Source organism: Rhizorhabdus dicambivorans (genome assembly GCF_002355275.1).
Taxonomy (GTDB): Bacteria; Pseudomonadota; Alphaproteobacteria; order Sphingomonadales; family Sphingomonadaceae; genus Rhizorhabdus; species Rhizorhabdus dicambivorans.
In genome coordinates, this window is the sequence record NZ_CP023449.1 from 1,422,580 (window position 1) to 1,444,160 (window position 21,581).

Genomic DNA, 21,581 nt, shown 5'->3' on the forward strand with positions numbered 1-21,581 from the left:
TTGGAGGCTGTCTGGTCATGGATCGCCGGTTTCGGGCCGGCCGGGGGCGCTCGACCTTGTGGTGGCAAGCAGGGCGGAAGTCGGCGCACATATCTGTCGTCGCGTGGCGATTCGCAGAGATCGGCCAACATTGCCATGATGCCATTAGCTCCACTGAGGTGCCGATTTTCCTGCTTCTCCTTGCCCCTGCCTTGGGCAAGTGGCCGCCGTGGGCCAAGTTGATCGGGAGGGCTTTCGGGCGTCAGGTGTGCGTCGGCGAGCGATTGTGCCATCAGAGGTGCGAGCGGGTCATCTGGTTCAGCGCTCGAAAATTAAACTTCCATAGATGATAAAAAACTCTAACCCTCTTTGCTCTTACAGATGGCCATATAATATGGCTAATTAGGCACTAAATTTAGCGCTATTCGAGGAGTGTCCGAATTTTTGATGTGTTATATATTGCTTCCATGGAAGCAGTATATATAAGAGCTGCATCGATAAGTTGTGAGGGTGAGATGCGGCTGAAGGGCAGGGTGTCAATCGTGACGGGGGGTGCGACAGGGTTGGGCCGCGCTGTTGCGCTCGCTTATGCCCGGGAGGGGGCCAGCGTCGTCATCGCCGACATCGCTGACGCGGGCGCGGTCGTGGCGGAAATCGAGTCGGATGGTGGCGCGGCAATATACGCGCGCACCGATATCTCCGACGAGCAATCGGTGGCCGCGATGGTGAGGGGCGCCGTGAACCGATTCGGCGCTGTCGACATCCTGTTCAACAATGCCGCTGTATCGGCCAGTCTCGAGCTCAAGCCCTTCGAGGAGCTCAGCGTCGCCGAATGGCGGCATGTGCTGGACGTCAATATGATCGGATCGTTTCTGTGCGCGAAGATGGTCTCGCCGATCATGCGCGCGCAAAAGTCCGGGTCCATCATAAATATCGCATCGGGAACGGCCTTCAAGGGCACGCCCTTCATGTTGCATTACGTGTCGAGCAAGGGTGCGATCATTTCGATGACCAGGGTCCTGGCGCATGAACTCGGGACTGACGACATCACAGTCAATGCCATCGCGCCGGGCTATATTCTGACCGAGGGTAATCTCGGCAACGCCGATTTCCTGGCAGACCAGGGCGATAAGGCGATTGCGGGCCGGGCGCTGAAGCGCGCCGGTTATCCCGAGGATCTCATCGGCGGAGCCATCTTCCTGGCGAGCGATGAAGCGCGCTTCATCTCCGGACAGATCCTCGCGATCGATGGTGGTTCGGTCTATCATTGAGGAGCCGCCAATGTCCGCGCCCAGCCCGACCTCCGCCGCACCGCGCTGCCCATTCGTGCAGGGCGTCGCCTTCGATCCGTTTCTGCCCGAACAGGCGGGCGAGCCCTATTCCTGGCTGGAGGCCGCGCGGGAAAGCCGCCCTGTCTTCTACTGGCCCCAGCATGATCTATGGTGCGTTACACGCTACGACGACATCAATGCGATCATGCGCGATCCCGCGAATTTCTCGAACCGGAAGACGATCAATTTCCAGAACATGTCGGACGAATTCGCCGCGGCGTTTCCCGAAGGACGGCCGGACCGCGTTCTCGTTACGCTCGATCCGCCGGAACATGGCCGCCTGCGCCGGCTGGCTCAGGCCGCCTTCTCGCCGAAGCTGATCGAATCCCATCGTTTGCAGGTGCGCGCCACATGTCAGGCGCTGCTGGCCGAATTCGAGACCGGCGGGCAGGGCGATCTCGTGGCGGGTTATGCCGACAGGCTACCCGTCCAGATCATCACGCAGTTGATCGGTGCGCCGCCGGAGCGCGCATCCTTTTTTCGCCAATGGGCACTCGACCGCCTGATCATGCTGAAAGGGGCGCCGGATTTTTCGGCCAGCGAACGCGAGGCGCTGATCGCGCGCGCCATCGAGTTCAACCGATGGCTTGCCGACTTTGTCGAAGAGCGGCGCGATCGCCCGTGCGATGATATGGCTTCGGCCCTGGTCCACGCGCGAACCGCCGAAGGCGACTCTGCGCTGACCATCCAAGAGATATTGGGGCTCATCGCGACGATCGTCAGCGCGGGCTCAACATCTACCGCGCATCTGATCGCGATGATGTTCCGGGAACTGCTGACCAATCGCGACCAGTGGGAAGAGCTGATCCACGACCGGTCGCTGGTGAAAAACGCCATCGAGGAAACATTGCGCATCCGCACGCCGGTCCATGGAGTGCTGCGCACGACGACACGCGAGGTCGAAATTCGGGGTGTCACGATCCCCGCGGAGGCGGACGTCTATCTCTATTATGCGTCGGCGCAGCGGGACACGGACATATTCGTGGATCCGGACCGTTTCGACATCCACCGCCACGATGTCGCGCGGCATATGGCGTTCGGCCGGTTCGTCCATGTCTGCCTCGGCGCATCGCTTGCCCGTCTTGAGGCGGAAGAGACGCTCAACGCGTTTCTCGACCGGCTTCCTCAGCTCAGCCTCGTCGAAGATCAGCGCAGCGAATGGACGCCGAATATCCTGTCGCCGGGTCTCAAGGCGCTACTCGTCCGCTGGTAAGGAAGAAGCAAGGCATGAAGGCAATCGTCCATGCAGGTGGCGGCCCCGACGGACTCAGCCTGTGCGATGTCGCCGAGCCCCGTGCCGGGCCCGGGGAGCGGCTGATCGAGGTGGGGCTGGCGGGTGTGAACTACGCCGATCTGATCGGGCTGCGGACGGGCAATAATTTCCTAGGGGGGCGGCCGGGCGACGCCATTCCCGGAGGCGAGGTGGTCGGCTGCCGCATTGACACGGGCGAGCGCGTCGTCGCTATCTGTGGGAGCGGGGGATATGCCGAACGCGTCGCCGCGCCGGGCAATCAGATTTTCCCGGTCCCGGACGACATCGACGATGCGACCGCTCTGGCGCTGTTCATCCAGGGGCTCACGGCATGGCACATCGTCCAAACGCTGGGCCAGCCGATCAAAGGCGCACGGATATTGATCCCGAGCGCGACCGGCGGCGTGGGCCTGCTGGCGCTCCAGATCGCGCGGTCCGGCGGCGCCGCGAGGATCGTGGCCACCACGTCTTCCGACGTCAAATCGGAGATGGCGTTGAGGCATGGGGCTGATGCCGTCATCGACGGGAATCCCGAAAGCTTCGCCGCGCGCGCGATCGAAGCCAATGAAGGGAGGCTGTTCGATCTGGTGCTCGACCGGTCGGGTGGAACATTGTTCGCAGAGGAACTGGCCGCTACGGGGCCGCGCGGCCGTATCGTCAGCTACGGCACTTCGTCCGGGCAGCCGGGCCAGCTTTCCACGGCGTCGTTGCTAGCGGGGTCGAGGAGTCTGGCCGGTTTCTGGCTGATGGATTTCCTCGATGAGTCCGCCGCGGCGTTGCACGACATATATGCGCTATACCGGTCCGGCGGCGTCAGGCCGCATATCGGCCTCACGCTGTCGCTGTCCGAAGCGGCGGCGGCCCATAGTGCCATCGCAGCGCGCGGGACGGTCGGCAAACTGCTCCTCAATCCCAAGGGAACGCCATGATGTGGTCGACGGATATCGCCGGAGCGGTGGCGACGCTCGCTTATGTCAACCCGCCTGAAAACCGCATCCCCTTCGACAGCCTCATCGAATTGAGCGCATGTCTGCGTGCGATCGCAAAAGATGACGGGATCAAACTGGTCGTCCTGCGGAGCGGCGTGAGCGGTTATTTCAGCCTGGGCGCGTCGCTGGCGGACGTTCAGGCGTTGGCGAACGGGCAGGAACCGTCCGCCCCTTTTCATAGCTGGGTCGATGTGCTGCTCCAACTTGAGCATCTGCCCCAGCCGACGATCGCAATGATCGAGGGCCAGGCCGCCAGCGGCGGATGCGAACTTGCGCTGGCGTGCATGTTTCGGGTCGGCACGCGCGCGGCCAGCTTCGCCTTCCGGGAGGTTGCCCGTGGCGCCATGCCGGGTGCCGGTGCCACCCAGCGCCTGCCGCGTCTGGTAGGGACGGCGCACGCCGCAAAGATCATTCTCACGTCCTGCCTGGTGGATGCGACGGAAGCGCATCGCATCGGCTTGCTGGACGCAGTGCTTCCCGATGGGGAGGCCGCCCTGGAGCAATGGTTCGACGCGATACGTGCGATGCCGCGCGCCGGCCTCGTCGCAGCGAAGCGGGCGATCGTGGAAGGCAGCACATTGCCGCTGCGCGACGGGCTGCGTCTCGAGCAGCGCCTGTTCCTGGATCTTGTACGCCGGTCCTCCGAGCCGGGGCAGAAGGTCGAACGCTTACATCAATGAGGTTTCAGATGCCCAGGATCATCTTCCGATCGGCCAATGGTGAGGCGCGTGCCGTGGATGGCAGCGTCGGGGATAGCGTGATGGAAACCGCGCTGGCCCATAACATAGCAGGCATCGACGCGTACTGCGGGGGCGCGTGCGCCTGTGCGACCTGCCACGTTTACATTGACGAAGAATGGATGGACCTGACCGACAGGCCTGGCGACATGGAGGACGCGATGCTCGACTTCGTCGACGGGCGGACGGGAGCCTCGCGTTTGAGTTGTCAGATCGTGCTTACGGCCGCGCTCGACGGTCTATCCGTTACCACGCCGGCCCATCAGAAACTCGTCTAGGGCGTATCGACATTCAGCCCATGCCGGCCTGCAAATAACGGTTTCCCGCGCTTCCGGTATTAACGTACATTTGAGTACGCTGCGCTCCGCGTCACGGAAAGCCACCATTTTCGGTTCGGCCTGAACTGAATGTCGACACGCCCCAGAATGTGGACGGTTCACCGTCCTCATCAGCTCAGCGGCAGAACGGCAAGTCTGAGGTCCGCTGCCTTGCGGCGGCGTTCGAGCAGGGGGCGATACTCGTCGCTCTCCTGCCATGATCGGAAAATTGCCTCGGATGGCCACCGCTGCACCATCAGATCTCCAAATGCATCTCCTTCGAAGGTCGCGCTTTCGCGAGCCAGCGTCATGCCGCCTCGCGCGCTGCTCTGTTGCCGCGCTTCGGCGCGATAGGCATCAAAGGCGGCCTGATCGCGAACCTCCAGCACTTCCACCACCACCAACACCTCTGGTCCGTTCACGGAGGTCGCTCCCTTGTCGAAGATGCAGCAAACCGGGACCGCGTCGATCCGCGCTGCCGAGACAATCTATGCGCCATGGACAATGTGTCAAGAAAATCGTCTTCTTCGTCATATATTTTACCGCGGCCCCGGGGGTGACGCGCAGGCGGTTGCATCAGCATCGATCATTTCCTGTACCAGCCTCTTGGCTGAGACAGGAAAATCAAGGTATAAGACAGGGTAATGCCCATATCGGGGCGTGTCATCGCAGGTTCGAACATGGCAAAGGGCAGATCGGTGCCGATAACCGTAACTACGCATTTCGAAGAGGTGATGTCTTCCTGGGAGCGTGAGCTGCCGGGGGAAGAACTGTCGGGGATGCTGCTCACGATCGGGCTGACCAGGCTCGGACGGCTGATGGACGCGGAATATGATCTCTGGTGCCGACGCCACTTCGACATATCGGGTGCCGAACTGCGCGTCATCCTCGCGTTACGGCGGGCAGGCAGGCCTTATGCGCGGCGCCCCACCGATCTGTTTCGGGCGCTGTCGATCACATCGGGAGCGATCACCAAGCAGGTTGACCGGCTGGTGGAGAAGGAATTGGTCGTCCGGTCACCCGATGCTCTGCATGCCGGGGGATTTCTCGTCAATCTAACGCAGAAGGGTTTGAAGATCTCGAACCAGGCAGTGCGCTGGCTATCGGAGCAATCCATCCTCAATGAGCCTCTGGCGGAACTGAGCGAGGCGGAACGGGAAAGTGGCATCGCCTTCTGCTATCACCTGCTGCGGCGCGTGGAGGCGGGACGCAAGGGGGCGGTTTCGGCAAGGGCTGGCAGGAAGGCCGCAAGGGCGGCGCCGCACTCCTGACATCTCCAGCCTCCGTTCTCAGGAGTCAGGTGTCGGCAAGGCGGCCACCACATTGGCACCGCCATCCAGGGTCAGGATATTGCCCGTCACATAAGCGGCCAGTTGGGACTGAAGGAACAGCACGACGGACGCAATATCCTCGGTCGTGCCGGCTCGCTTCATCGGCGCGGCTTCATCCGCTTCTCGCCAGAAATCCTCTCCCAGCGCGGCCAGAAGCCTTGGCGTGCGAATATAGTTCGGTGCGATGACGTTCATCCGAACGCCTTGTGAGGCGAAATCGCGCGACGAGCAGCGGACGAGATGGTGCAGAGCGGCTTTCGCAGTCCCATAGGCCGTTTGACCGGGAACGCTCCTGAGGCCCGAGCCCGAGCCGATGAACGTCATAGCTCCCCCGCCGTTTTGGGCGATGAGGGGCGCTCCTAGCTGTATGGCGAGGAAGGCGTGCCGAAAGATGATGTCCATCTGCGCCTGGAACGTCTCGTCGTCGAAGGCTTGCAGGGCCTGAACATAGGCCATACCGACGATATCGACCAAACCTTTGAAGCTACTGCCGAAGATTTCGGTAGTCATCGCGAAAATGGTTTTCATCCCCGTTCGGGACGTCACATCTTCCGACACCGCATGACCGCCTACCTCCTCGGCGATCTTGCGCGCGAGTGCGGGATCATGATCCACGCACAACAGCTTTGCTCCGACTTCCGCCAAGGCACGACAGGTCTCCGCCCCCATGCCCGCACCGGCGCCGAGAACGACGATCCCCTGATCGTCCAGCCTGATCTTGGAACCATAATGCACGAGATGATGTCCTTCCAAGGATATGCGAAAATCAGGCGGCCGCCTCGGCGCGGTTGGCCGGCACGAGCTCGCGCCAGTCCGCGGACTCCTCTAGTTGCGCGTTGGTGCCGCGGATTTGGCCGACCGGCTGGTTCCAGCCTAGCGGTTCCCTGCCTTCTTCGACCGCCGAAGCGCAGCGTAACAATGTCCGGTAAAGATGGCCGATCGCGCGATCGGCCGTGGACAGGTTCTCATGGCGGCGATCCCGCAACGGGCCGCTCGAAACCGACATCACCGCATCTTCCTGGGTGAAGCTCGGCAGACCGGTGAAATGGCCCTGATGGATCAGGGTGCGGTCCTGCTGGAAGCCGTTGGCGCGGCTCGGCGCGGCGGGGGTGTCGATCGTATCGCGCGTCATGCCGTTTGCCCGCATCGTCACGTCATCGAGGCCGACGAAGCCCAATTGGCGCGAGCGCATCGGCTCTTCTCCGAACCGCGTCGTTCCATCCCACCAGATATTATAGAAGGCTGTCTTCACATCGTTGACCGGTACGACCGCGAAGAACAGATCGGCGTTCGGATTGAGGATGAAGATCGGCGCGACGAAGGCGGTCACCCGGGTTTCCACTTTTCCGCCGACGTTGCGGATGGCGGCATATTGAAAACCGAAATTGGTATCCTCCGCTTCTATGCGGGGCGCCGTATCGAATTGCATGTGATTATTGACGGTTGCGAAGTTGAAATCGTCGATGCCGTTCGTCTTGGCCAATGCCGAACTGTGCAGCACCGAAAGGTGCGAACTGTCGACCAGCCCTTCCATGACCTGGACATAGTTGCAGTTGATATAGGCGCAGGCGCTGACGCGCGTCTCGTCGGTGCTGTCCAGCCAGGGGAAATCAGGAAATTCGGGCATGCGATCGCGATCGCCGAGATAGGTCCAGATCAATCCGCCGGCCTCGCGCACCGGATAGGCCCGCGCCTTGATGCGATCGCGAAAGCGCGGATCGGCGACGTTGGGCGTCTCCAGAACCTTTCCGTCCGGCGCGAACAGCCAGCCATGGTAGAGGCACCGCACGCCGCAGCTTTCCAGCCGCCCGATCGACAGGCTCGCGCCGCGATGGCAGCACGCATCCGCGAGAACTCCGATCGTTCCGTCCTTGAGCCGGAAGGCGACCAGCTGCTCACCGAGCAATTCGACGAATGTGGGGTCCTTCGCATCCTCGGGCAGCTCCGACGACTGGAGAAGCGGGAGCCAGTAGCGGCGCATCGCAACGCCCATCGGCGTTTCCGGCCCGACCCGGCACATCCGCTCATTTTCCTGCTGCGATAGCATGATCTCTCATCCTCAAATGGCAAAATCTATCTGGTGGCCAGAGCGGGCGCCATTGCCCTGGGACAAGGCCCCGATGCCAAGATGGCGGGTCGGCGCGAAGCGCGACGGGACCTGCCCGGATCTCTCGACACCATCAGACACCTTGTGCGCCGCCTGTACCATATCATCGGATGCTAGGCGAAAAATTACTTCCATGGAAGGTCGAATTTGCAGATCTGAAATTTGCGCTTTGAAACGGGTAGGCCACTCACTGCGTCCTCTTGCCTACCGCGGCAGGACGGATGGGGGGGGCGTCTTTGGGCGCTGGTGATGAGCAAGCCCTGCCGCGCGGCTATCCCGAGGCTGTGCAAGCGCGCAGCCGGAGGATGCGAATATCATTCGTGCGATCTTGTGTCTTCCTTAGAAGATAATTACAGGTGGACGGGAGGAATGGAGTCGGTTGATGCTGTCGCACAATGAGAATGAACTGATCTGCAGAGTAGGGGAGCAGACGCCGATGGGTCGGTCCCTCCGCCATTATTGGACGCCTTTTCTTCAGAGCTCGGATCTCATCGAGGCCGGCGGAGACCCACGGCGTATCGAACTGCTTGGCCAGAGCTTCGTCGCGTTTCGGGGCGAGGATGGCGTCATCGGTCTTCTCGACGAGGGGTGCTGCCATCGGGGCGCCAGCCTGGCGCTGGGCCGGGTCGAGGGGTGTGGCATCCGCTGTCTCTTCCATGGCTGGAAGTTCGCCGCGGACGGAACGCTCCTTGAGACGCCCAATATCGCCGACCCGCGTTTCCGTAAGCGTATCCGGGCTCGCGCCTATCCGGTTCGGGAAGCGGGCGGCCTGGTCTGGGCCTATCTCGGCCCGAAGGAATTCGAGCCGGAATTCCCTCGCTGGAACTGGCTGAAGCTGCCGGCGGCGAACCGGGTCAATTCGCTCCACGTCCTGGACTGCAATTATGTGCAGGTAACCGAAGGGTTGGTCGATTCCGCCCATCTCAGCATTCTGCATGCCGACGGGGTCGCACGTGCGTCCGATCTGGAACTCGATTATGGCGCGCGGGTATCGGCCATGGGCAAGGATCTGCTTCCGAGGCTGGAGATCCAGGATGACGAGTCCGGCTTCCGTTATGCGGCCTTGCGCGTACGTGACGGCGAGCCCGGTTTGCGCGATGTGCGCGTGACGCAGTTCGTGGCGCCCTACAGCGTGTACAATGCGAATGGCGACATCGTTACGATCATGGTGCCTGCGACGGACACCCGGACATTGTTCTTCCACGTCTTCTGGGATGAAGAAAAGCCTATCGGCGAGGAACCGCTGCGCAGCCGACAGCTCGATTTCGTCGGTCTCGACCGGAGCACGCTCTGCTCCTTCGGAATAGCGCTCGATTCTCCCGAAGCCGACCGCCCCGGCTGGCATAATGGCTTTCATCAGGACCGCGCCGCGATGCGCGCCGGCCGGAGCTTCACCGGCATTTCGGGGATCGTTGAGGAGGACGCCATCATGGCCATCGGCAGCGGGCCGATCCGCGATCGGACCCTGGAAAATCTTTGCCCCAGCGATCTCGCCGTCGCGGGTCTCTACAGGGCGCTGCTCTCGGTCGCGCGCGCTGAGCCGGGCTGGATCGTCTCGGCCGAACAGGACGATGTCGTCCGGGGCTGGACGGCCACGCTCGATGAGGGACGGAACTGGCGCGACATGACCGGACCGCCGCAGCAGCCTGCACCTTCGCACCTGCAAACCGCCTGACAATCCGGAGCTTGCGATGATAGAGAATCCGCTCACAAACTTCACGCATATCGGTGTCGTCACGCATGACATCGGCGAAACGTGCAAGCGTTATGAGGCGCTCGGCATAGGCCCTTTCACCTATTTCGACCTGCCGAGCGAAGACGACTTCATGACGTTCAAGTCACGTCACCATTTCGGCGTCTCGGCCGACGGCCATAAGTACAAGGTTGCCTGGGGCAGTTGGGGGCCGATCGCGATGGAGGTCTTCCAGCCGGTTTCGGGAGACAGCATTCCGCAGCGCTTTCTCGACACGAAGGGCGAAGGTGTCTGGCATTACGGCTACGACGTCGAGGACATGGCGGTCGTTGAAGCCTTCATGAGCCAACGGGGCTATAGCGTCATCGGCGCATCTGAGACCATGGACGGCGTCAAGATGTGCTACTTCGGAACCGCCGATCATGGCGGGGTCTATTTCCAGGCGCACGAAGTTCCGCCCAGCAGCGACATGTACGAGCGCCTCTCGGGTGGTACCGGCTCCACAGGTGCCTGACTCGATCAAGAAGAACTGGGAATCAACGACATGGCAGATCACCATTCGGGCACGGCGACCTTGCCGATCCTCGAGGCGCATAACGTCGAACTCGTCGCCTATCATCCGCTGGACAAGCGTCCCAATTTCAAAATGGCGATCCAGGTCGTCGAAGGCCGCTGGTATCTCTATACCGGCCATTTCTGGCATAATGGCTGGACGGTGGTCGATGTGACCGATCCGGCCAACCCGCAACCCGTTCATCACTGGAAGGGAGCGGAGCATAATACCTGGACGCTCCAGGTCCAGGTCGCCGATGGCAAGCTCATCACCGGTCTGGAGAAGATCGGCACCTGGCTTCCGCCGGAACGGGCCGAACTGTGGGGCTATGTGCCGGGATTGCCGAACGAGGAGGGCGTTCTGATATGGGACGTGTCGAAGCCGTTGGCACCAGAACTGCTGGGAGAATTCCGCACCGGGGGATTCGGCACGCACCGCAACTTTTACGATGGCGGCCGCTATATGCATCTGGCCGCCAACATGGCGGGGTATCGCAGCAACATTTACGTCTGTGTCGACATCTCCGATCCCCGCAGTCCCACCGAAGTCTCGCGCTTCTCCATGCCCGGCCAGCGCATCGACGACGATCGCGGCATCCCGATGCCCAAGCTGGGATCGCTCCACGGTCCGGCCTATGTCGAAAATGGCCGCGCCTATCTGCCCTATGGACGTTTCGGCGCAGTGATCCTCGACGTGGAGGATCCGGCCGACCCGAAATTCATCAGCCAGTTCAATATCGGCGATTTCGGAAGCGTGATCGGCTGTCATACCTATCTGCCGCTGAGCGATCGCAAGATGGCGGTGCTGACCACCGAGGCGATCCTCGAAAACAATATGGACTCCGCCAATCTGGTCGCGTTGATCGACCTTTCGGATGAGCGCAATCCCCGCGCGATGTCGATCCTGCCGACACCGGTGCCGAGCGAGGCCGCGCCCTATCGAAGCTATGCCCAGCGCGGTGGCAAGTTCGGCCCTCACAATATCCACATCCCCAATCACCAGGCCCATTACGCCAAGATAGGCAACCTGCTGTTCCTCACCTATTTCGCCGGCGGTCTGCGCGTGTTCGATATCGCCGATCCCTACCAGCCCCGCGAGGTCGGCTATTTCGTACCGGGCGATCCCGGCGAACGGCTGAGCCGACCCTATCTTCCGACCAATCTGGTGCCGCAATTCGAAGATATTCTCATCGATTCGCGGGGGTATATCTATATCGGCGACCGCAACTACGGCCTGACCGTGCTGCGTTATACCGGACCAGTAACCTGACCGCGCTGATCGAGGAAATCCCGATCACGGTGCTCTCGGGCTTCCTGGGCAGCGGCAAGTCGACATTGCTCAACGCCATGCTGCGCAATCGGGACATGCCGCCGACCGCCGTGATCATCAACGAGTTCGGTGAGGTCGCGATCGACCACGCCCTCATCGAGGGCGTGGTCGATGGTGTAACCCTGCTCGGGTCCGGATGCGTCTGCTGTGCGGTCCGATCCGATCTCGAAGCCGCACTCAGGGATCTTTATCTCAAGCATGTTCGCGGCCTTATTCCGCCCTTTTCTCGTGTAATTCTGGAAACGACGGGGTTGGCGGATCCTGGCCCGGTGCTGCAGACGCTTTCCTCTCGGCCCGTCCAGATGCTGCGCTATCGGTTGAACGGCCTGGTGACGCTGGTCGATGCCGTTCATGGGGAGGCGGCGTTGGCGCGTCATCACGAAGCCGTGCAGCAAATCGCCATGGCGGACAGCATCGTGCTGACGAAGATCGATCTTGCATCATCCACCGACGCGGTCAGGGCAGCGGTGCACGATATAAACCCGAGCGCGACTGTCTTAGCCGCCATACGGGGCGAGATTGCGCCGCACCTGGTGCTGGCTGGAAGGGCCGGAGCTGACCTTGGTTCGGAAGCGAAAGCTTTAACGAACACAGCGCATCACAGCCATGGTATCCTATCCAAGGGAAGGCAGTTCCACGGCCGCCTCGACTGGGAAAAGGTCGAGCCCTTGTTACGCGCCTTCCTAAGGATGAATGGAGACAGGCTTCTGAGGCTTAAGGGCATCCTGTGGCTTGGCGGTGTAGAGCGGCCAGTGGCGGTCCACGCCGTCCATCACAGCCTGTATCCTGTCGATCCCGTGGCGGCGTCGGTCGAGCCCGGAATATCCTCTGTCGTGGTCATTGGCGACCATCTGGACGAGGCCGTCGTCGACGAACTGATGAACGGGCTCGCGTCTGCCGTGGAGGCCTGACCGCAATTTCGGTATGGGTGCTGGCAGCGGCTGCGATTTTAAAACGTCTCCGGCCAGTAGAGTCGCATCGGATTATCGATCAGCAGCTTGCGCTGAAGCGTGTCCGTCGGCGCAATCTCGGGGATGGCATCGACCAGCAGCCCGTCATCGGGCAGCAGCTTCTCCATGTTCGGATGCGGCCAATCGGTCCCCCACAGCACGCGGTCCGGATAGGCTTGGACCAGCGGGCGGACCGAACGGACAAAATCGGCATAGGGCGGGCCTGCCGGATCGAGCCGATCGGGGCAGGTGACCTTGAACCAGATGTCGTCACGGCTGTCGAGCAGTGCGCGGAAGGCGCGCATATCGGCGCCATCGGGGCCCTGTGCCACGTCCGGACGGCCCATATGATCGATCACGATCGGCGTCGGGATCGCCGCAAGGAGGGCGCGCATCTCATCGAGGATATCTGCCTCGAAATAGACGACGACATGCCAGCCGAGCCGCTGGATGCGGTGCGCGACCTCGAGAAACAGGTCCTTGGGCGCGTCGTCGACGAGGCGTTTGAGGAAATTGAAGCGTACCCCGCGAATGCCACCCGCGTGGAGGGCATCCAGCTCTGTGTCGCTTATCGCCGGATCGACCACCGCCACGCCGCGCGCCATGCCGCCCGACGTCGCGATGGCATCCAGAGTCGCCCTGTTGTCGGTCCCGTGGCAGCTCGCCTGGACGATCACGTTGCGGGTGAAGCCCAGCCTGTCGCGCAGGGCGAACAGCGCCTCAGGGCCTGCATCCTGCGGCAGATATTTGGCCTTGGGGCTGAACGGAAACTCCGCCATCGGCCCAAACACATGGCAATGCGCGTCGACGGCGCCCGCCGGCGGGCGATAACGTGGGAGCGATGGCTCCAATGTCCAGGAACGGATGCGGCCATGTTCGTCGGTGCTCATGCGAAAACCACTCCATCCATCAATTTGCGCGCGGTGCGCAGCATGCCCGCTTCGACCGGCTGGCCATCCTCGTCGATTGTCACGACGCATTCGGTGACGCCGGTCGGATGCTCGACACTCAGGGTGAGATTGCGTCCCTTGGGCAGCGTCGCGAGCGCGGCGGCCGGCGAACCCTCGACGAGGCAGGCGGTTGCCATGCTGACCGCGCCGAGCACGCCGATCGAGGCATGGACGCGGTGTGGGATCAGCGAACGGACGGCGATGGCTCCGCCTTCACGCGGCGGCGCCACCAGCATCATCTTGGGCACCGATTTCTCGCGTACGTCGCCGAGGTTCATCAGCGGCCCGGCCTTGAGCCGGATCGCCTCGACCTTCGCCTTCATGGCGGCATCGGCATCGAGCGTGTCGCGATCCTCATAGCCAGTGATGCCGACATCGGCCGCCGCGATCACCACGCAGGGCATGCCGTTGTCGATCATCGTCACCTTGATGCCGTCAACCTCGTCGACGCCATTGCCGGTCGGCAGCAGCGCGCCGCAGGAGGAGCCGGCGGTGTCGCGAAAGGCGAGCGGGACCGGGGCGGCGGTGCCGGGCACGCCACTGATCGCGGCGTCGCCGGCATAGGTGACGATGCCGCCCGGCGCCTGGACGGTGGCGACCGCGACCTGACCGGTATTCTCCATGAAGATCGCCACCCGGGTCTCGTCGCTTGCCGCGGCAATCAGCCCGCGTTCGATCGCGAAAGGGCCCACGCCCGCGAGCATATTGCCGCAATTCTGGCTGTCGGTGACGATCGCCTGATCGACGAAGACCTGCAGGAACAGATAGTCGACATCGACGTCGTTGCGCTCCGACTTGCGCACCACTGCGACCTTCGAGGTCAGCGGGTCGGCACCGCCCATGCCGTCGATCTGGCGCGGATCGGGCGAGCCCATCACCCGCAGCAGCAGTGCATCGCGAGCGGCCGGATCGGCGGGCAGATCGTCGGCCAGGAAGAAGGCGCCCTTCGATGTGCCCCCGCGCATCCACATGCACCTTATGCCGTCAGACATATTTCAGGCCCATCTCGGCGAGGCGCCCGCGCATGTCGTAGATATCGAGGCCCAGTTCGCCCGCCGCGAGCCGCTGCCGCTTGGCCTCCTCCGTAGCCTCGCGCGCCTGCGCCTTCTCCAGCACCGCCGCAGCATCGGCGCGCTTTACCACGCAGACGCCGTCGTCATCGGCGACGATCACGTCGCCCGGTTGGATCGCGGCACCGGCGCACACCACCGGTATGTTGACCGAGCCCAGCGTCGCCTTGACCGTTCCTTGCGCGAACACCGCCTTCGACCAGACCGGGAAGTCCATCGCGGTCAGGTCGCGCACGTCGCGCACGCCGGCATCGATCACCAGCCCCCGGCAACCGCGCGCCATCGCGCTGGTCGCCAGCAGATCGCCGAAATAGCCGTCGACGCACGGGCTGGTCGGCGCGAGGACAAGGATGTCGCCCGCCTTGAGCTGCTCAATCGCGACATGGACCATCCAGTTGTCGCCGGGGGGCGCCGAGATGGTGACCGCCGAACCGGCGATGCGCGCGCCAGCATAGATCGGCCGCATATGGGGGGCGAGCAGGCCGATCCGTCCCTGCGCCTCGTGCACGGTGGCGACGCCAGCCTGCGCCAGACCGTCGATCACCGCCGCGTCCGCGCGCTCGATATACTGCACCACCACGCCCATGTCGAAATCTCCTCTTGCCGTCGCCCGTGCCCGCGGGTGCCCGTTCCGCGCCAATCCAACTTGTGGACCGGCAATAAGTTTTTGCTATATTTATAATCAATGCTGAAGCCCTTCGATCTCAACCTGCGGCATCTGCGCGCGCTTGGTGCGGTCGTCGCACAGCGCAGCCTCAATCGCGCCGCCGAGGAGGCAGGGCTGTCGCAGCCGGCCTTGACCCAAGGCCTCGGCAAGCTCGAACGACAGCTTGGCGTGTTGCTGTTCGATCGGCATTCGGACGGGGTGACGCCGACCTTCGCGGGAACGGCACTCGCCGACCGCGCCGGGCGAGCCTTCGCCCAGCTCGCGACGGCATCGCGCCGCCCGGGGCGCGGCGCGGCACGCGGCTTCTCCAGCCCCGAACGGCTGATGACCGCGACCCAGCTCGAGGCCTTTCTCCACTTCGCCGATGCCCAAGGCTTCGCGGGCGCGGCGGCGGCCAGCGGGCTTTCGCAGCCGGCGATCCACCGCGCGGTGCGCGAACTGGAGCAGATCTGCGCGATGCCGCTGGCGGAGCGGCGCGGCCGTGGCATGGTGCTCACCGCGGCGGGCCGCAACATGGCGCGCGGAGTACGCCTCGCCGCCGGTGAGATCGCCGCCGGGATCGACGAGGCGCGCGGCGAACCCGATGAAGGCGGGCGCATAACGATCGGCGCGATGCCGCTCAGCCGTGCGCTGGTGGTGCCGCGTGCGCTCGCCCATTTTCTGCGGGATGCGCCTGCCACGGTCATCGACATCGTCGAAGGATCCTGGCGGGAACTGGTCGATCCGCTGCTCGACGGCGTCATCGATATCATGGTCGGCGCGCTGCGGGAGGCTCCCCCGGCAGGGGTCGAGCAGGTGCCGTTGTTCACCGACCGCCTGGCGATCTTCGGCCGCAAGGATCATCCCCTCGCCGCCCGCACTGCGACCGTCGCCGATCTGCGCGCACAATCCTGGGTGGTGGGGCCCGCCGGCACGCCGCTACGCGCCCATTGGGAGGCGATGTTCGAGGGGGAGGCCTTGCCGCCCGTTCCGGTCGAATGCGGATCGGTCATGGTCATCCGCGGTCTGGTGATGCAGAGCGACCTGCTCACCCTGCTCTCCCCCGATCAGATCTCCGTGGAGATCGAGGCATCGATGCTCGTGCGGATCGGCTCGAACCTCCCCAGCCGTGTGCGCTCGATCGGCATCAGCACCCGCAGCGGCTGGCGGCCGACCCGGGGGCAACAACGGATGATCGACCTGCTTAATCAGGCATCCATAGAAACGAGACTTCAGGAAAACCAATAGGCAGCGCTGCAATTGGATTGGTGGCGACCAGACGGGCTCGCCTAGGTCTCGTCCGATGTCGCACCATGCCGCCTTCATCGGGTTCGGAGAAGCGGGCCGGGCCTTCGCCTGGTCCGGCGCGCGCGCCTTCGACCGCAAGACCGACGAACCAGCTTCGCGCGGGGAGATGCTGGCCGCCTATGCTCTGGCGAGCGTGGACGGTGCGGAAAGCGCCGCCGCCGCGCTGGCGGGCGCACAGACCATATTGTGCCTGGTCACAGCGGACCAGGCGCTGGCCGCCGCCCGCGATTATGCGCGCTTCCTCCAGCCCGGCGCGCTGTGGCTCGACATGAACAGCGTGGCACCCGAGACCAAGCGCGCCGCCGCCCAGGCCATCGAGGCGGCGGACGGGCGCTATGTCGATGTCGCGGTGCTGGCGCCGGTGCACCCCGCACGGCGCGCCGTGCCGCTGCTCGCCAGCGGCCCGCATGCCGATGCCGCGCTCGCCCTGCTGGGCGGCTTCGGCTTCACCGACGCACGCCGGATCGAGGGCGATATCGGCGCCGCTTCCGCCGTGAAGATGATCCGATCGGTGATGGTGAAGGGGATCGAAGCGCTGACCGCCGAATGCGTGATCGCAGCCGAGGCCGCCGGCGTGCGCAACGAGGTGCTCGCCTCGCTCGACGCCAGCGAAAAGGCGCGGGGCTGGGCCGATCGCGCCGACTATAATCTGGAGCGCATGCTGGCCCATGGCCTGCGCCGCGCCGCCGAGATGGAGGAGGTCGTCAAGACCCTTGACGCGCTTGGCACTGGCAGCGCCATGTCGCGTGGCACGGTCGAGCGCCAGCGCGCGCTGGGTTGCCTCGGCATCGCCGCGCCCAAGGGGCTCGCGGCCAAGCTCGCCGTGCTCCTTTCTCCCAAGCAGGAGAAGGCCGCGTGAGCCTGATCATCGATTGTCATGGTCACTACACCGTCCTGCCCAAGGGGCATGACGCCTGGCGCGAGGCGCAGAAGGCCGCGTTCGAGGCCGGTACCACGCCCCCGTCCTATCCCGAGATCAGCGATGCCGAGATCCGCGAAACGATCGAGGCGAACCAGCTCCGCCTGATCCAGGAGCGTGGCGCCGATCTCACCATCTTCTCCCCGCGCGCCTCGGCGATGGCGCCGCATGTCGGCGACGAGAGCGTGGCTAAAGAGTGGGCGGTCCGCTGCAACGACCTGATCGCGCGCGTGGTGGGCCTGTTTCCCGGGACCTTCGCCGGGGTCTGCATGCTGCCGCAAAGCCCCAAGGCCGATATGTCCGCCTCGATCGCCGAGCTGGATCGCTGCGTGAACCAGCTCGGCTTCATCGGCTGCAACCTGAATCCCGATCCGGGCGGTGGCCATTTCCAGCATCCGCCGCTGACCGACCGATACTGGTATCCCTTCTACGCGAAGATGGTCGAGCTGGACGTTCCGGCGATGATCCACGTCTCGGGGAGCTGCAACCCGGCGATGCACGCGACCGGGGGCTATTATATTGCCGCCGACACGATCGCCTTCATGCAGTTGCTGGAAGGCGACCTGTTCGCCGACTTCCCCACCCTGCGCTTCATCATCCCGCATGGCGGCGGGGCGGTGCCCTATCATTGGGGCCGCTATCGGGGCCTCGCCGACATGCTGAAGAAGCCGGCGCTCGACGCCCATCTGATGAACAACATCTTCTTCGACACCTGCGTCTACCACCAGCCGGGGATCGATCTGCTGGCCGATGTGATCGACAACGAGAACATATTGTTCGGTTCGGAGATGGTCGGCGCGGTGCGCGGCATCGATCCGACCACCGGCTTTTATTTCGACGACACCAAGCGCTATGTCGACGCGCTGGAAATCAGCGACGAAGAGCGTCACGCGATCTTCGAGGGCAATGCCCGCCGCGTCTTCCCCCGCCTCGACGCGCTGCTGAAGGCGCGCGGCCTGTGAGCGGTCCGAAGGACATCCACGACTATCTCGCCGCGTTCGAGGACATTCCCGGCACGCGGGTCTTCACCGCTGCGCGCGCGCGGCAGGGCTATCATCTCAACCAGTTCGCGATGAGCCTGATGAAGCCCGAAAACCGCGAGCGCTGGAAGGCCGACGAGGCGGCCTATCTCGACGAATGGCCGCTATCCGATGCGCAAAAGGCCGCGGTGCTCGCTCGCGATTACAACCACATGCTCGATCTGGGCGGCAACATCTATTTCCTGTCGAAGGTCTTCTCGACCGACGGGCTGAGCTTCCTACAGGCGGTCAGTACGATGAGCGGCATGTCGGTCGCCGACTATGAGGCGATGATGAACGCCGGCGGCCGGTCGCCCGAGGGCGTCCGCTCGAAGAAGGAGGCGCGCTGATGGCCCTGATCACCGCCGGGGTCGGCTCCAGCCATGTCCCCCTGCTCGGCGTCGCGCATGATCAGGGCAAGGATCGCGACGATTATTTCGGCCCGATCTTCGCGGGCTATGACTGGACCCGCGCCTGGGAACGGGCCGAGAAGCCCGATGTCGTGATCCTGGTCTATAACGACCATGCCTCGGCCTTCGACATGAAGATCATCCCGACCTTCGCGATCGGCTGCGGCGAGCGTTATGCACCCGCCGACGAGGGTTGGGGGCCACGCAAGGTGCCCGATGTGATCGGCCATCCCGATCTCGGCTGGCACATCGCGCAGAGTCTGATCCTCGACGAATTTGACATGACGATCATCAACGAGATGGACGTCGACCATGGCCTGACCGTGCCGCTGTCGATGATGTTCGGCCATGTCGATAGCTGGCCGTGCAAGGTGGTCCCGCTCGCGGTCAACGTAGTCACCTATCCGCCGCCCTCGGGCAATCGCTGCTGGGCCCTGGGCGAAGCGATCGCCCGCGCAGTGGCGAGCTTCCCGGAGGACATCAACGTCCAGATCTGGGGCACCGGCGGGATGAGCCACCAGCTCCAGGGCGAGCGCGCCGGGCTTATCAATGCCGAGTGGGACAACATGTTCCTCGACGGGCTGATCGGCGAGAGCGAGCATCTGCGCCGCATCCCCCACATCGACTATCTGCGCGAGACCGGATCCGAGGGAATCGAGATGGTGATGTGGCTGATCATGCGCGGCGCGCTGGGCCCGGCCACCCGCGCGCTCCACCGCCATTACCACGTCCCCTGCAGCAATACGGCGATCGGGCACATCGTGCTCGAACCCGCATCCCCCCTTTCCAGCGGAGCCTGAAACCCATGAAAATCGCCCTAGCCGGAGGCGGCGCCTTCGGAGAAAAGCATCTCGACGCGCTCAAACAGATCGACGGTGTCGAGATCGTCTCGGTCATCGGCCGTCGTCTCGAGCCAAGCCAGGCGCTCGCCGCCAAATATGGCGTGGCCCATGCCACCACCGAACTGGCCGAAGCACTGGCGCTGCCCGGGCTCGACGCGGTGATCCTCGCCACGCCGACCCAGCTCCATGCCGCCCAAGCGATCCAGTGCCTGGAAGCAGGCAAGCACGTCCAGGTGGAGATCCCGCTTTGCGACAGCCTGGCCGACGGCGAGGCGGTGCTGAAGAAGCAGCAGGAGACCGGCCTCGTCGCGATGGTGGGCCACACCCGCCGCTTCAACCCGAGCCACCAGTTCCTTCATGACAAGATCGTCGCGGGCGAGGCGACCATCCAGCAGATGGACGTCCAGACCTATTTCTTCCGCCGCAAGAACATGAATGCCAAGGGCGAACCGCGCAGCTGGACCGATCACCTCCTCTGGCACCATGCAGCCCATACCGTCGATCTGTTCGCCTATCAGGCCGGGCCGATCGTCCAGTCCAACATCCTGCAGGGGCCGATCCATCCCGAACTCGGCATCGCGATGGACATGTCGATCCAGCTGAAAGCCGAGAGCGGCGCGATCTGCACCCTGTCGCTCAGCTTCAATAATGACGGGCCGCTCGGCACCTGCTTCCGCTATATCTGCGACAACGGCACGTGGATTGCGCGCTATGACGATCTGGTCACCGGCAAGGAAGAGCCGGTCGATCTTTCAGGTGTCGCAGTCTCCTCGAACGGCATCGAACTGCAGGACCGCGAGTTCGTGGCGGCGATCCGCGAAGGCCGGGAGCCCAACGCCTCGGTCGCGCAGGTCATGCCCTGCTACCGCGTGCTCGACGCACTGGAGCGGCAGCCGGGAACCTGATTTCTCGATAGGCAGATTCCCCGAGGTTGCCGTGCCCGCATGTCATGGGTTCAAAGGAGGAAGCGGCCGCCGGCACAGTTCGACTGCTTCGTCATTCCCGATACCCAATGCTTTCAACAGGAGGATCCCTATGGATTCCGCATAATCTATGCGCTGCGGAGCGGCGAGCGTCGCACGCAATGCTGAGCGCACCGTTCCGACCACCATGTCGGTAGCGGCGCTGAGACTGAGATAATCGAAGCGATTGAGCCGACGACCCATTTCGAGATCGGGGCGGGGATAGGCCAGAAGATCCGCATTCACCGTGAGGGAGTCGACGGATAGGGCGTAGATCAGCCAGCCCCAAGCCGGCTTCTCCGCCGCTTCCCGCAAGACAAGCCTGGCCTCGGCAACCAGGCGCTCCGCAGGGTCTGCCAATTTGGCGCAGGCGGTTTGAATGGCTTGAAAAGGATCTCGACCAGTGCTGTCCCACAAGTCGTCCAGCAATGCCTGTCGCGTCTTGTAATAATTATAGAATGTGCCGCGCGCGACGCCGGCAGCGGCGATAAAATCATCGATGGTGGCCCGCTGCTCGCCAAGTTCCGCGATGACGCGCGCGGCAGCTTGCCGTAGCTTTTCGCGGGTTTTTTCCCGCCGCGCGATTCCGATTTCCCTTCGACGGCTGTTATCTGCTGCTGCTATCATTCGAACCTCAATCTCGTGCCATCTCAGATCCAATATCAGCACGCGGCTATAATGTATCATCTACATCCATGTTGACATTTTCCGTGCAACACGGGTGCGGGCTGACGCTACGTATGAATGATTTACCGTGCAAAACGATGCCGGCGGCGCGGTAACCGCGCCAAGGCGAAAAATTATACTCAAATAAACCAAAATGACAAAAATAGTTCAATTCGATATTGACATTTCCGGGCTGCCTTGGGATTAAAATGCCAGGCGGC

The 21,581-nt window shown here is 63.3% G+C and carries 23 protein-coding genes; 16 read left to right on the forward strand and 7 right to left on the reverse strand.

Annotated elements, in window-relative coordinates; translation table 11 throughout:
• Nucleotides 1–494 precede the first annotated feature (494 nt).
• From CMV14_RS06790 to CMV14_RS06810, 5 genes are read left to right on the forward strand one after another with little or no spacing between them, the layout of a single operon-like run.
• Nucleotides 495–1,250, forward strand: a complete 756-nt coding sequence (locus CMV14_RS06790) for an SDR family NAD(P)-dependent oxidoreductase (protein WP_066960753.1) — start codon at nucleotides 495–497, stop codon at nucleotides 1,248–1,250.
• A gap of 10 nt (nucleotides 1,251–1,260) precedes the next feature.
• On the forward strand, nucleotides 1,261–2,523 hold the full coding sequence (locus tag CMV14_RS06795) for a cytochrome P450 (protein WP_066960750.1): 1,263 nt from the start codon (nucleotides 1,261–1,263) through the stop codon (nucleotides 2,521–2,523).
• A 14-nt stretch (nucleotides 2,524–2,537) separates the two neighbouring features.
• Complete coding sequence (locus tag CMV14_RS06800; protein ID WP_066960747.1) at nucleotides 2,538–3,491, forward strand: quinone oxidoreductase family protein; 954 nt, start codon at nucleotides 2,538–2,540, stop codon at nucleotides 3,489–3,491.
• 26 nt (nucleotides 3,492–3,517) lie between these two features.
• Entirely contained in the window at nucleotides 3,518–4,231 is a 714-nt protein-coding gene (locus CMV14_RS06805; RefSeq protein WP_192876309.1) for an enoyl-CoA hydratase/isomerase family protein, read from the forward strand.
• 8 nt (nucleotides 4,232–4,239) lie between these two features.
• Nucleotides 4,240–4,566: a 2Fe-2S iron-sulfur cluster-binding protein gene (locus tag CMV14_RS06810; RefSeq protein ID WP_066961044.1), complete on the forward strand. Its 327-nt coding sequence runs from the start codon at nucleotides 4,240–4,242 to the stop codon at nucleotides 4,564–4,566.
• Nucleotides 4,567–4,736: 170 nt separating this feature from the next.
• Here the strand turns inward: CMV14_RS06810 and CMV14_RS06815 are convergent, their stop codons facing one another.
• A complete protein-coding gene (locus CMV14_RS06815) occupies nucleotides 4,737–5,027 on the reverse strand; it encodes a DUF1330 domain-containing protein (RefSeq protein WP_176489016.1) in 291 nt (96 codons plus the stop codon).
• Between the two features lie 258 nt (nucleotides 5,028–5,285).
• On the opposite strand from CMV14_RS06815, the gene CMV14_RS06820 reads away from it, so the two are divergent.
• A complete protein-coding gene (locus tag CMV14_RS06820; protein ID WP_066960738.1) occupies nucleotides 5,286–5,876 on the forward strand; it encodes a MarR family winged helix-turn-helix transcriptional regulator in 591 nt (196 codons plus the stop codon).
• A gap of 18 nt (nucleotides 5,877–5,894) precedes the next feature.
• Here CMV14_RS06820 and CMV14_RS06825 read toward each other — a convergent pair whose 3' ends face one another.
• Nucleotides 5,895–6,671: an SDR family NAD(P)-dependent oxidoreductase gene (locus tag CMV14_RS06825; RefSeq protein ID WP_083215722.1), complete on the reverse strand. Its 777-nt coding sequence runs from the start codon at nucleotides 6,669–6,671 to the stop codon at nucleotides 5,895–5,897.
• Between the two features lie 31 nt (nucleotides 6,672–6,702).
• Entirely contained in the window at nucleotides 6,703–7,983 is a 1,281-nt protein-coding gene (locus CMV14_RS06830) for a Rieske 2Fe-2S domain-containing protein (protein ID WP_066960731.1), read from the reverse strand.
• Nucleotides 7,984–8,425: 442 nt separating this feature from the next.
• Between CMV14_RS06830 and CMV14_RS06835 the strand changes: the two genes are divergently transcribed.
• From CMV14_RS06835 to CMV14_RS06850, 4 genes are read left to right on the forward strand one after another with little or no spacing between them, the layout of a single operon-like run.
• Nucleotides 8,426–9,718, forward strand: coding sequence for a Rieske 2Fe-2S domain-containing protein (locus tag CMV14_RS06835; protein WP_066960725.1), 1,293 nt, complete (start codon nucleotides 8,426–8,428; stop codon nucleotides 9,716–9,718).
• A 16-nt stretch (nucleotides 9,719–9,734) separates the two neighbouring features.
• Entirely contained in the window at nucleotides 9,735–10,250 is a 516-nt protein-coding gene (locus tag CMV14_RS06840) for a VOC family protein (RefSeq protein WP_066960723.1), read from the forward strand.
• A 30-nt stretch (nucleotides 10,251–10,280) separates the two neighbouring features.
• A complete protein-coding gene (locus CMV14_RS06845; protein ID WP_066960720.1) occupies nucleotides 10,281–11,558 on the forward strand; it encodes an LVIVD repeat-containing protein in 1,278 nt (425 codons plus the stop codon).
• A gap of 29 nt (nucleotides 11,559–11,587) precedes the next feature.
• A complete protein-coding gene (locus CMV14_RS06850) occupies nucleotides 11,588–12,529 on the forward strand; it encodes a CobW family GTP-binding protein (RefSeq protein WP_083215721.1) in 942 nt (313 codons plus the stop codon).
• Between the two features lie 38 nt (nucleotides 12,530–12,567).
• On the opposite strand, the gene CMV14_RS06855 is transcribed toward CMV14_RS06850, so the two are convergent.
• The 3 genes from CMV14_RS06855 to ligK are packed head-to-tail and all read right to left on the reverse strand — an operon-like array spanning nucleotide 12,568 to nucleotide 15,174.
• Complete coding sequence (locus CMV14_RS06855; protein WP_066960714.1) at nucleotides 12,568–13,458, reverse strand: amidohydrolase family protein; 891 nt, start codon at nucleotides 13,456–13,458, stop codon at nucleotides 12,568–12,570.
• Nucleotides 13,455–14,510 (reverse strand): 4-oxalomesaconate tautomerase, encoded by a 1,056-nt coding sequence (locus tag CMV14_RS06860; protein ID WP_066960711.1) that lies wholly within the window; start codon nucleotides 14,508–14,510, stop codon nucleotides 13,455–13,457. Before CMV14_RS06860 ends, CMV14_RS06855 begins: the two co-directional genes overlap by 4 nt.
• Nucleotides 14,503–15,174, reverse strand: coding sequence for a 4-carboxy-4-hydroxy-2-oxoadipate aldolase/oxaloacetate decarboxylase (ligK, locus tag CMV14_RS06865; protein ID WP_066960709.1), 672 nt, complete (start codon nucleotides 15,172–15,174; stop codon nucleotides 14,503–14,505). Before ligK ends, CMV14_RS06860 begins: the two co-directional genes overlap by 8 nt.
• A gap of 99 nt (nucleotides 15,175–15,273) precedes the next feature.
• Between ligK and CMV14_RS06870 the strand changes: the two genes are divergently transcribed.
• Genes CMV14_RS06870 through CMV14_RS06895 form a run of 6 tightly spaced genes read left to right on the forward strand, consistent with a single transcriptional unit; the run spans nucleotide 15,274 to nucleotide 20,637 of the window.
• Complete coding sequence (locus CMV14_RS06870) at nucleotides 15,274–16,482, forward strand: LysR family transcriptional regulator (protein WP_066960706.1); 1,209 nt, start codon at nucleotides 15,274–15,276, stop codon at nucleotides 16,480–16,482.
• A 55-nt stretch (nucleotides 16,483–16,537) separates the two neighbouring features.
• A complete protein-coding gene (locus tag CMV14_RS06875; RefSeq protein ID WP_066960703.1) occupies nucleotides 16,538–17,401 on the forward strand; it encodes an NAD(P)-dependent oxidoreductase in 864 nt (287 codons plus the stop codon).
• Nucleotides 17,398–18,423, forward strand: a complete 1,026-nt coding sequence (locus tag CMV14_RS06880; protein ID WP_066960700.1) for an amidohydrolase family protein — start codon at nucleotides 17,398–17,400, stop codon at nucleotides 18,421–18,423. Before CMV14_RS06875 ends, CMV14_RS06880 begins: the two co-directional genes overlap by 4 nt.
• Nucleotides 18,420–18,830: a protocatechuate 4,5-dioxygenase subunit alpha gene (ligA, locus tag CMV14_RS06885; protein WP_066960696.1), complete on the forward strand. Its 411-nt coding sequence runs from the start codon at nucleotides 18,420–18,422 to the stop codon at nucleotides 18,828–18,830. The genes CMV14_RS06880 and ligA overlap by 4 nt, the downstream gene beginning before the upstream one ends.
• Nucleotides 18,830–19,690 (forward strand): class III extradiol dioxygenase subunit beta, encoded by an 861-nt coding sequence (locus tag CMV14_RS06890; protein ID WP_066960693.1) that lies wholly within the window; start codon nucleotides 18,830–18,832, stop codon nucleotides 19,688–19,690. The genes ligA and CMV14_RS06890 overlap by 1 nt, the downstream gene beginning before the upstream one ends.
• 5 nt (nucleotides 19,691–19,695) lie before the next feature.
• On the forward strand, nucleotides 19,696–20,637 hold the full coding sequence (locus tag CMV14_RS06895) for a Gfo/Idh/MocA family oxidoreductase (RefSeq protein ID WP_066960690.1): 942 nt from the start codon (nucleotides 19,696–19,698) through the stop codon (nucleotides 20,635–20,637).
• A gap of 42 nt (nucleotides 20,638–20,679) precedes the next feature.
• Here CMV14_RS06895 and CMV14_RS06900 read toward each other — a convergent pair whose 3' ends face one another.
• On the reverse strand, nucleotides 20,680–21,381 hold the full coding sequence (locus CMV14_RS06900) for a TetR/AcrR family transcriptional regulator (protein WP_066960687.1): 702 nt from the start codon (nucleotides 21,379–21,381) through the stop codon (nucleotides 20,680–20,682).
• Between the last annotated feature and the right edge of the window lie 200 nt (nucleotides 21,382–21,581).

What these genes read in the sequence shown, in the direction of transcription:
- CMV14_RS06790 (WP_066960753.1), top strand. Translation starts at nt 495, where the DNA reads ATGCGGCTGAAGGGCAGGGTGTCAATCGTGACGGGGGGTGCGACAGGG.
- CMV14_RS06795 (WP_066960750.1), top strand. Translation starts at nt 1,261, where the DNA reads ATGTCCGCGCCCAGCCCGACCTCCGCCGCACCGCGCTGCCCATTCGTG.
- CMV14_RS06800 (WP_066960747.1), top strand. Translation starts at nt 2,538, where the DNA reads ATGAAGGCAATCGTCCATGCAGGTGGCGGCCCCGACGGACTCAGCCTG.
- CMV14_RS06810 (WP_066961044.1), top strand. Translation starts at nt 4,240, where the DNA reads ATGCCCAGGATCATCTTCCGATCGGCCAATGGTGAGGCGCGTGCCGTG.
- CMV14_RS06820 (WP_066960738.1), top strand. Translation starts at nt 5,286, where the DNA reads ATGGCAAAGGGCAGATCGGTGCCGATAACCGTAACTACGCATTTCGAA.
- CMV14_RS06830 (WP_066960731.1), bottom strand. Translation starts at nt 7,983, where the DNA reads ATGCTATCGCAGCAGGAAAATGAGCGGATGTGCCGGGTCGGGCCGGAA.
- CMV14_RS06835 (WP_066960725.1), top strand. Translation starts at nt 8,426, where the DNA reads ATGCTGTCGCACAATGAGAATGAACTGATCTGCAGAGTAGGGGAGCAG.
- CMV14_RS06840 (WP_066960723.1), top strand. Translation starts at nt 9,735, where the DNA reads ATGATAGAGAATCCGCTCACAAACTTCACGCATATCGGTGTCGTCACG.
- CMV14_RS06845 (WP_066960720.1), top strand. Translation starts at nt 10,281, where the DNA reads ATGGCAGATCACCATTCGGGCACGGCGACCTTGCCGATCCTCGAGGCG.
- CMV14_RS06855 (WP_066960714.1), bottom strand. Translation starts at nt 13,458, where the DNA reads ATGAGCACCGACGAACATGGCCGCATCCGTTCCTGGACATTGGAGCCA.
- CMV14_RS06860 (WP_066960711.1), bottom strand. Translation starts at nt 14,510, where the DNA reads ATGTCTGACGGCATAAGGTGCATGTGGATGCGCGGGGGCACATCGAAG.
- ligK (WP_066960709.1), bottom strand. Translation starts at nt 15,174, where the DNA reads ATGGGCGTGGTGGTGCAGTATATCGAGCGCGCGGACGCGGCGGTGATC.
- CMV14_RS06870 (WP_066960706.1), top strand. Translation starts at nt 15,274, where the DNA reads ATGCTGAAGCCCTTCGATCTCAACCTGCGGCATCTGCGCGCGCTTGGT.
- CMV14_RS06875 (WP_066960703.1), top strand. Translation starts at nt 16,538, where the DNA reads ATGTCGCACCATGCCGCCTTCATCGGGTTCGGAGAAGCGGGCCGGGCC.
- CMV14_RS06890 (WP_066960693.1), top strand. Translation starts at nt 18,830, where the DNA reads ATGGCCCTGATCACCGCCGGGGTCGGCTCCAGCCATGTCCCCCTGCTC.
- CMV14_RS06895 (WP_066960690.1), top strand. Translation starts at nt 19,696, where the DNA reads ATGAAAATCGCCCTAGCCGGAGGCGGCGCCTTCGGAGAAAAGCATCTC.
- CMV14_RS06900 (WP_066960687.1), bottom strand. Translation starts at nt 21,381, where the DNA reads ATGATACATTATAGCCGCGTGCTGATATTGGATCTGAGATGGCACGAG.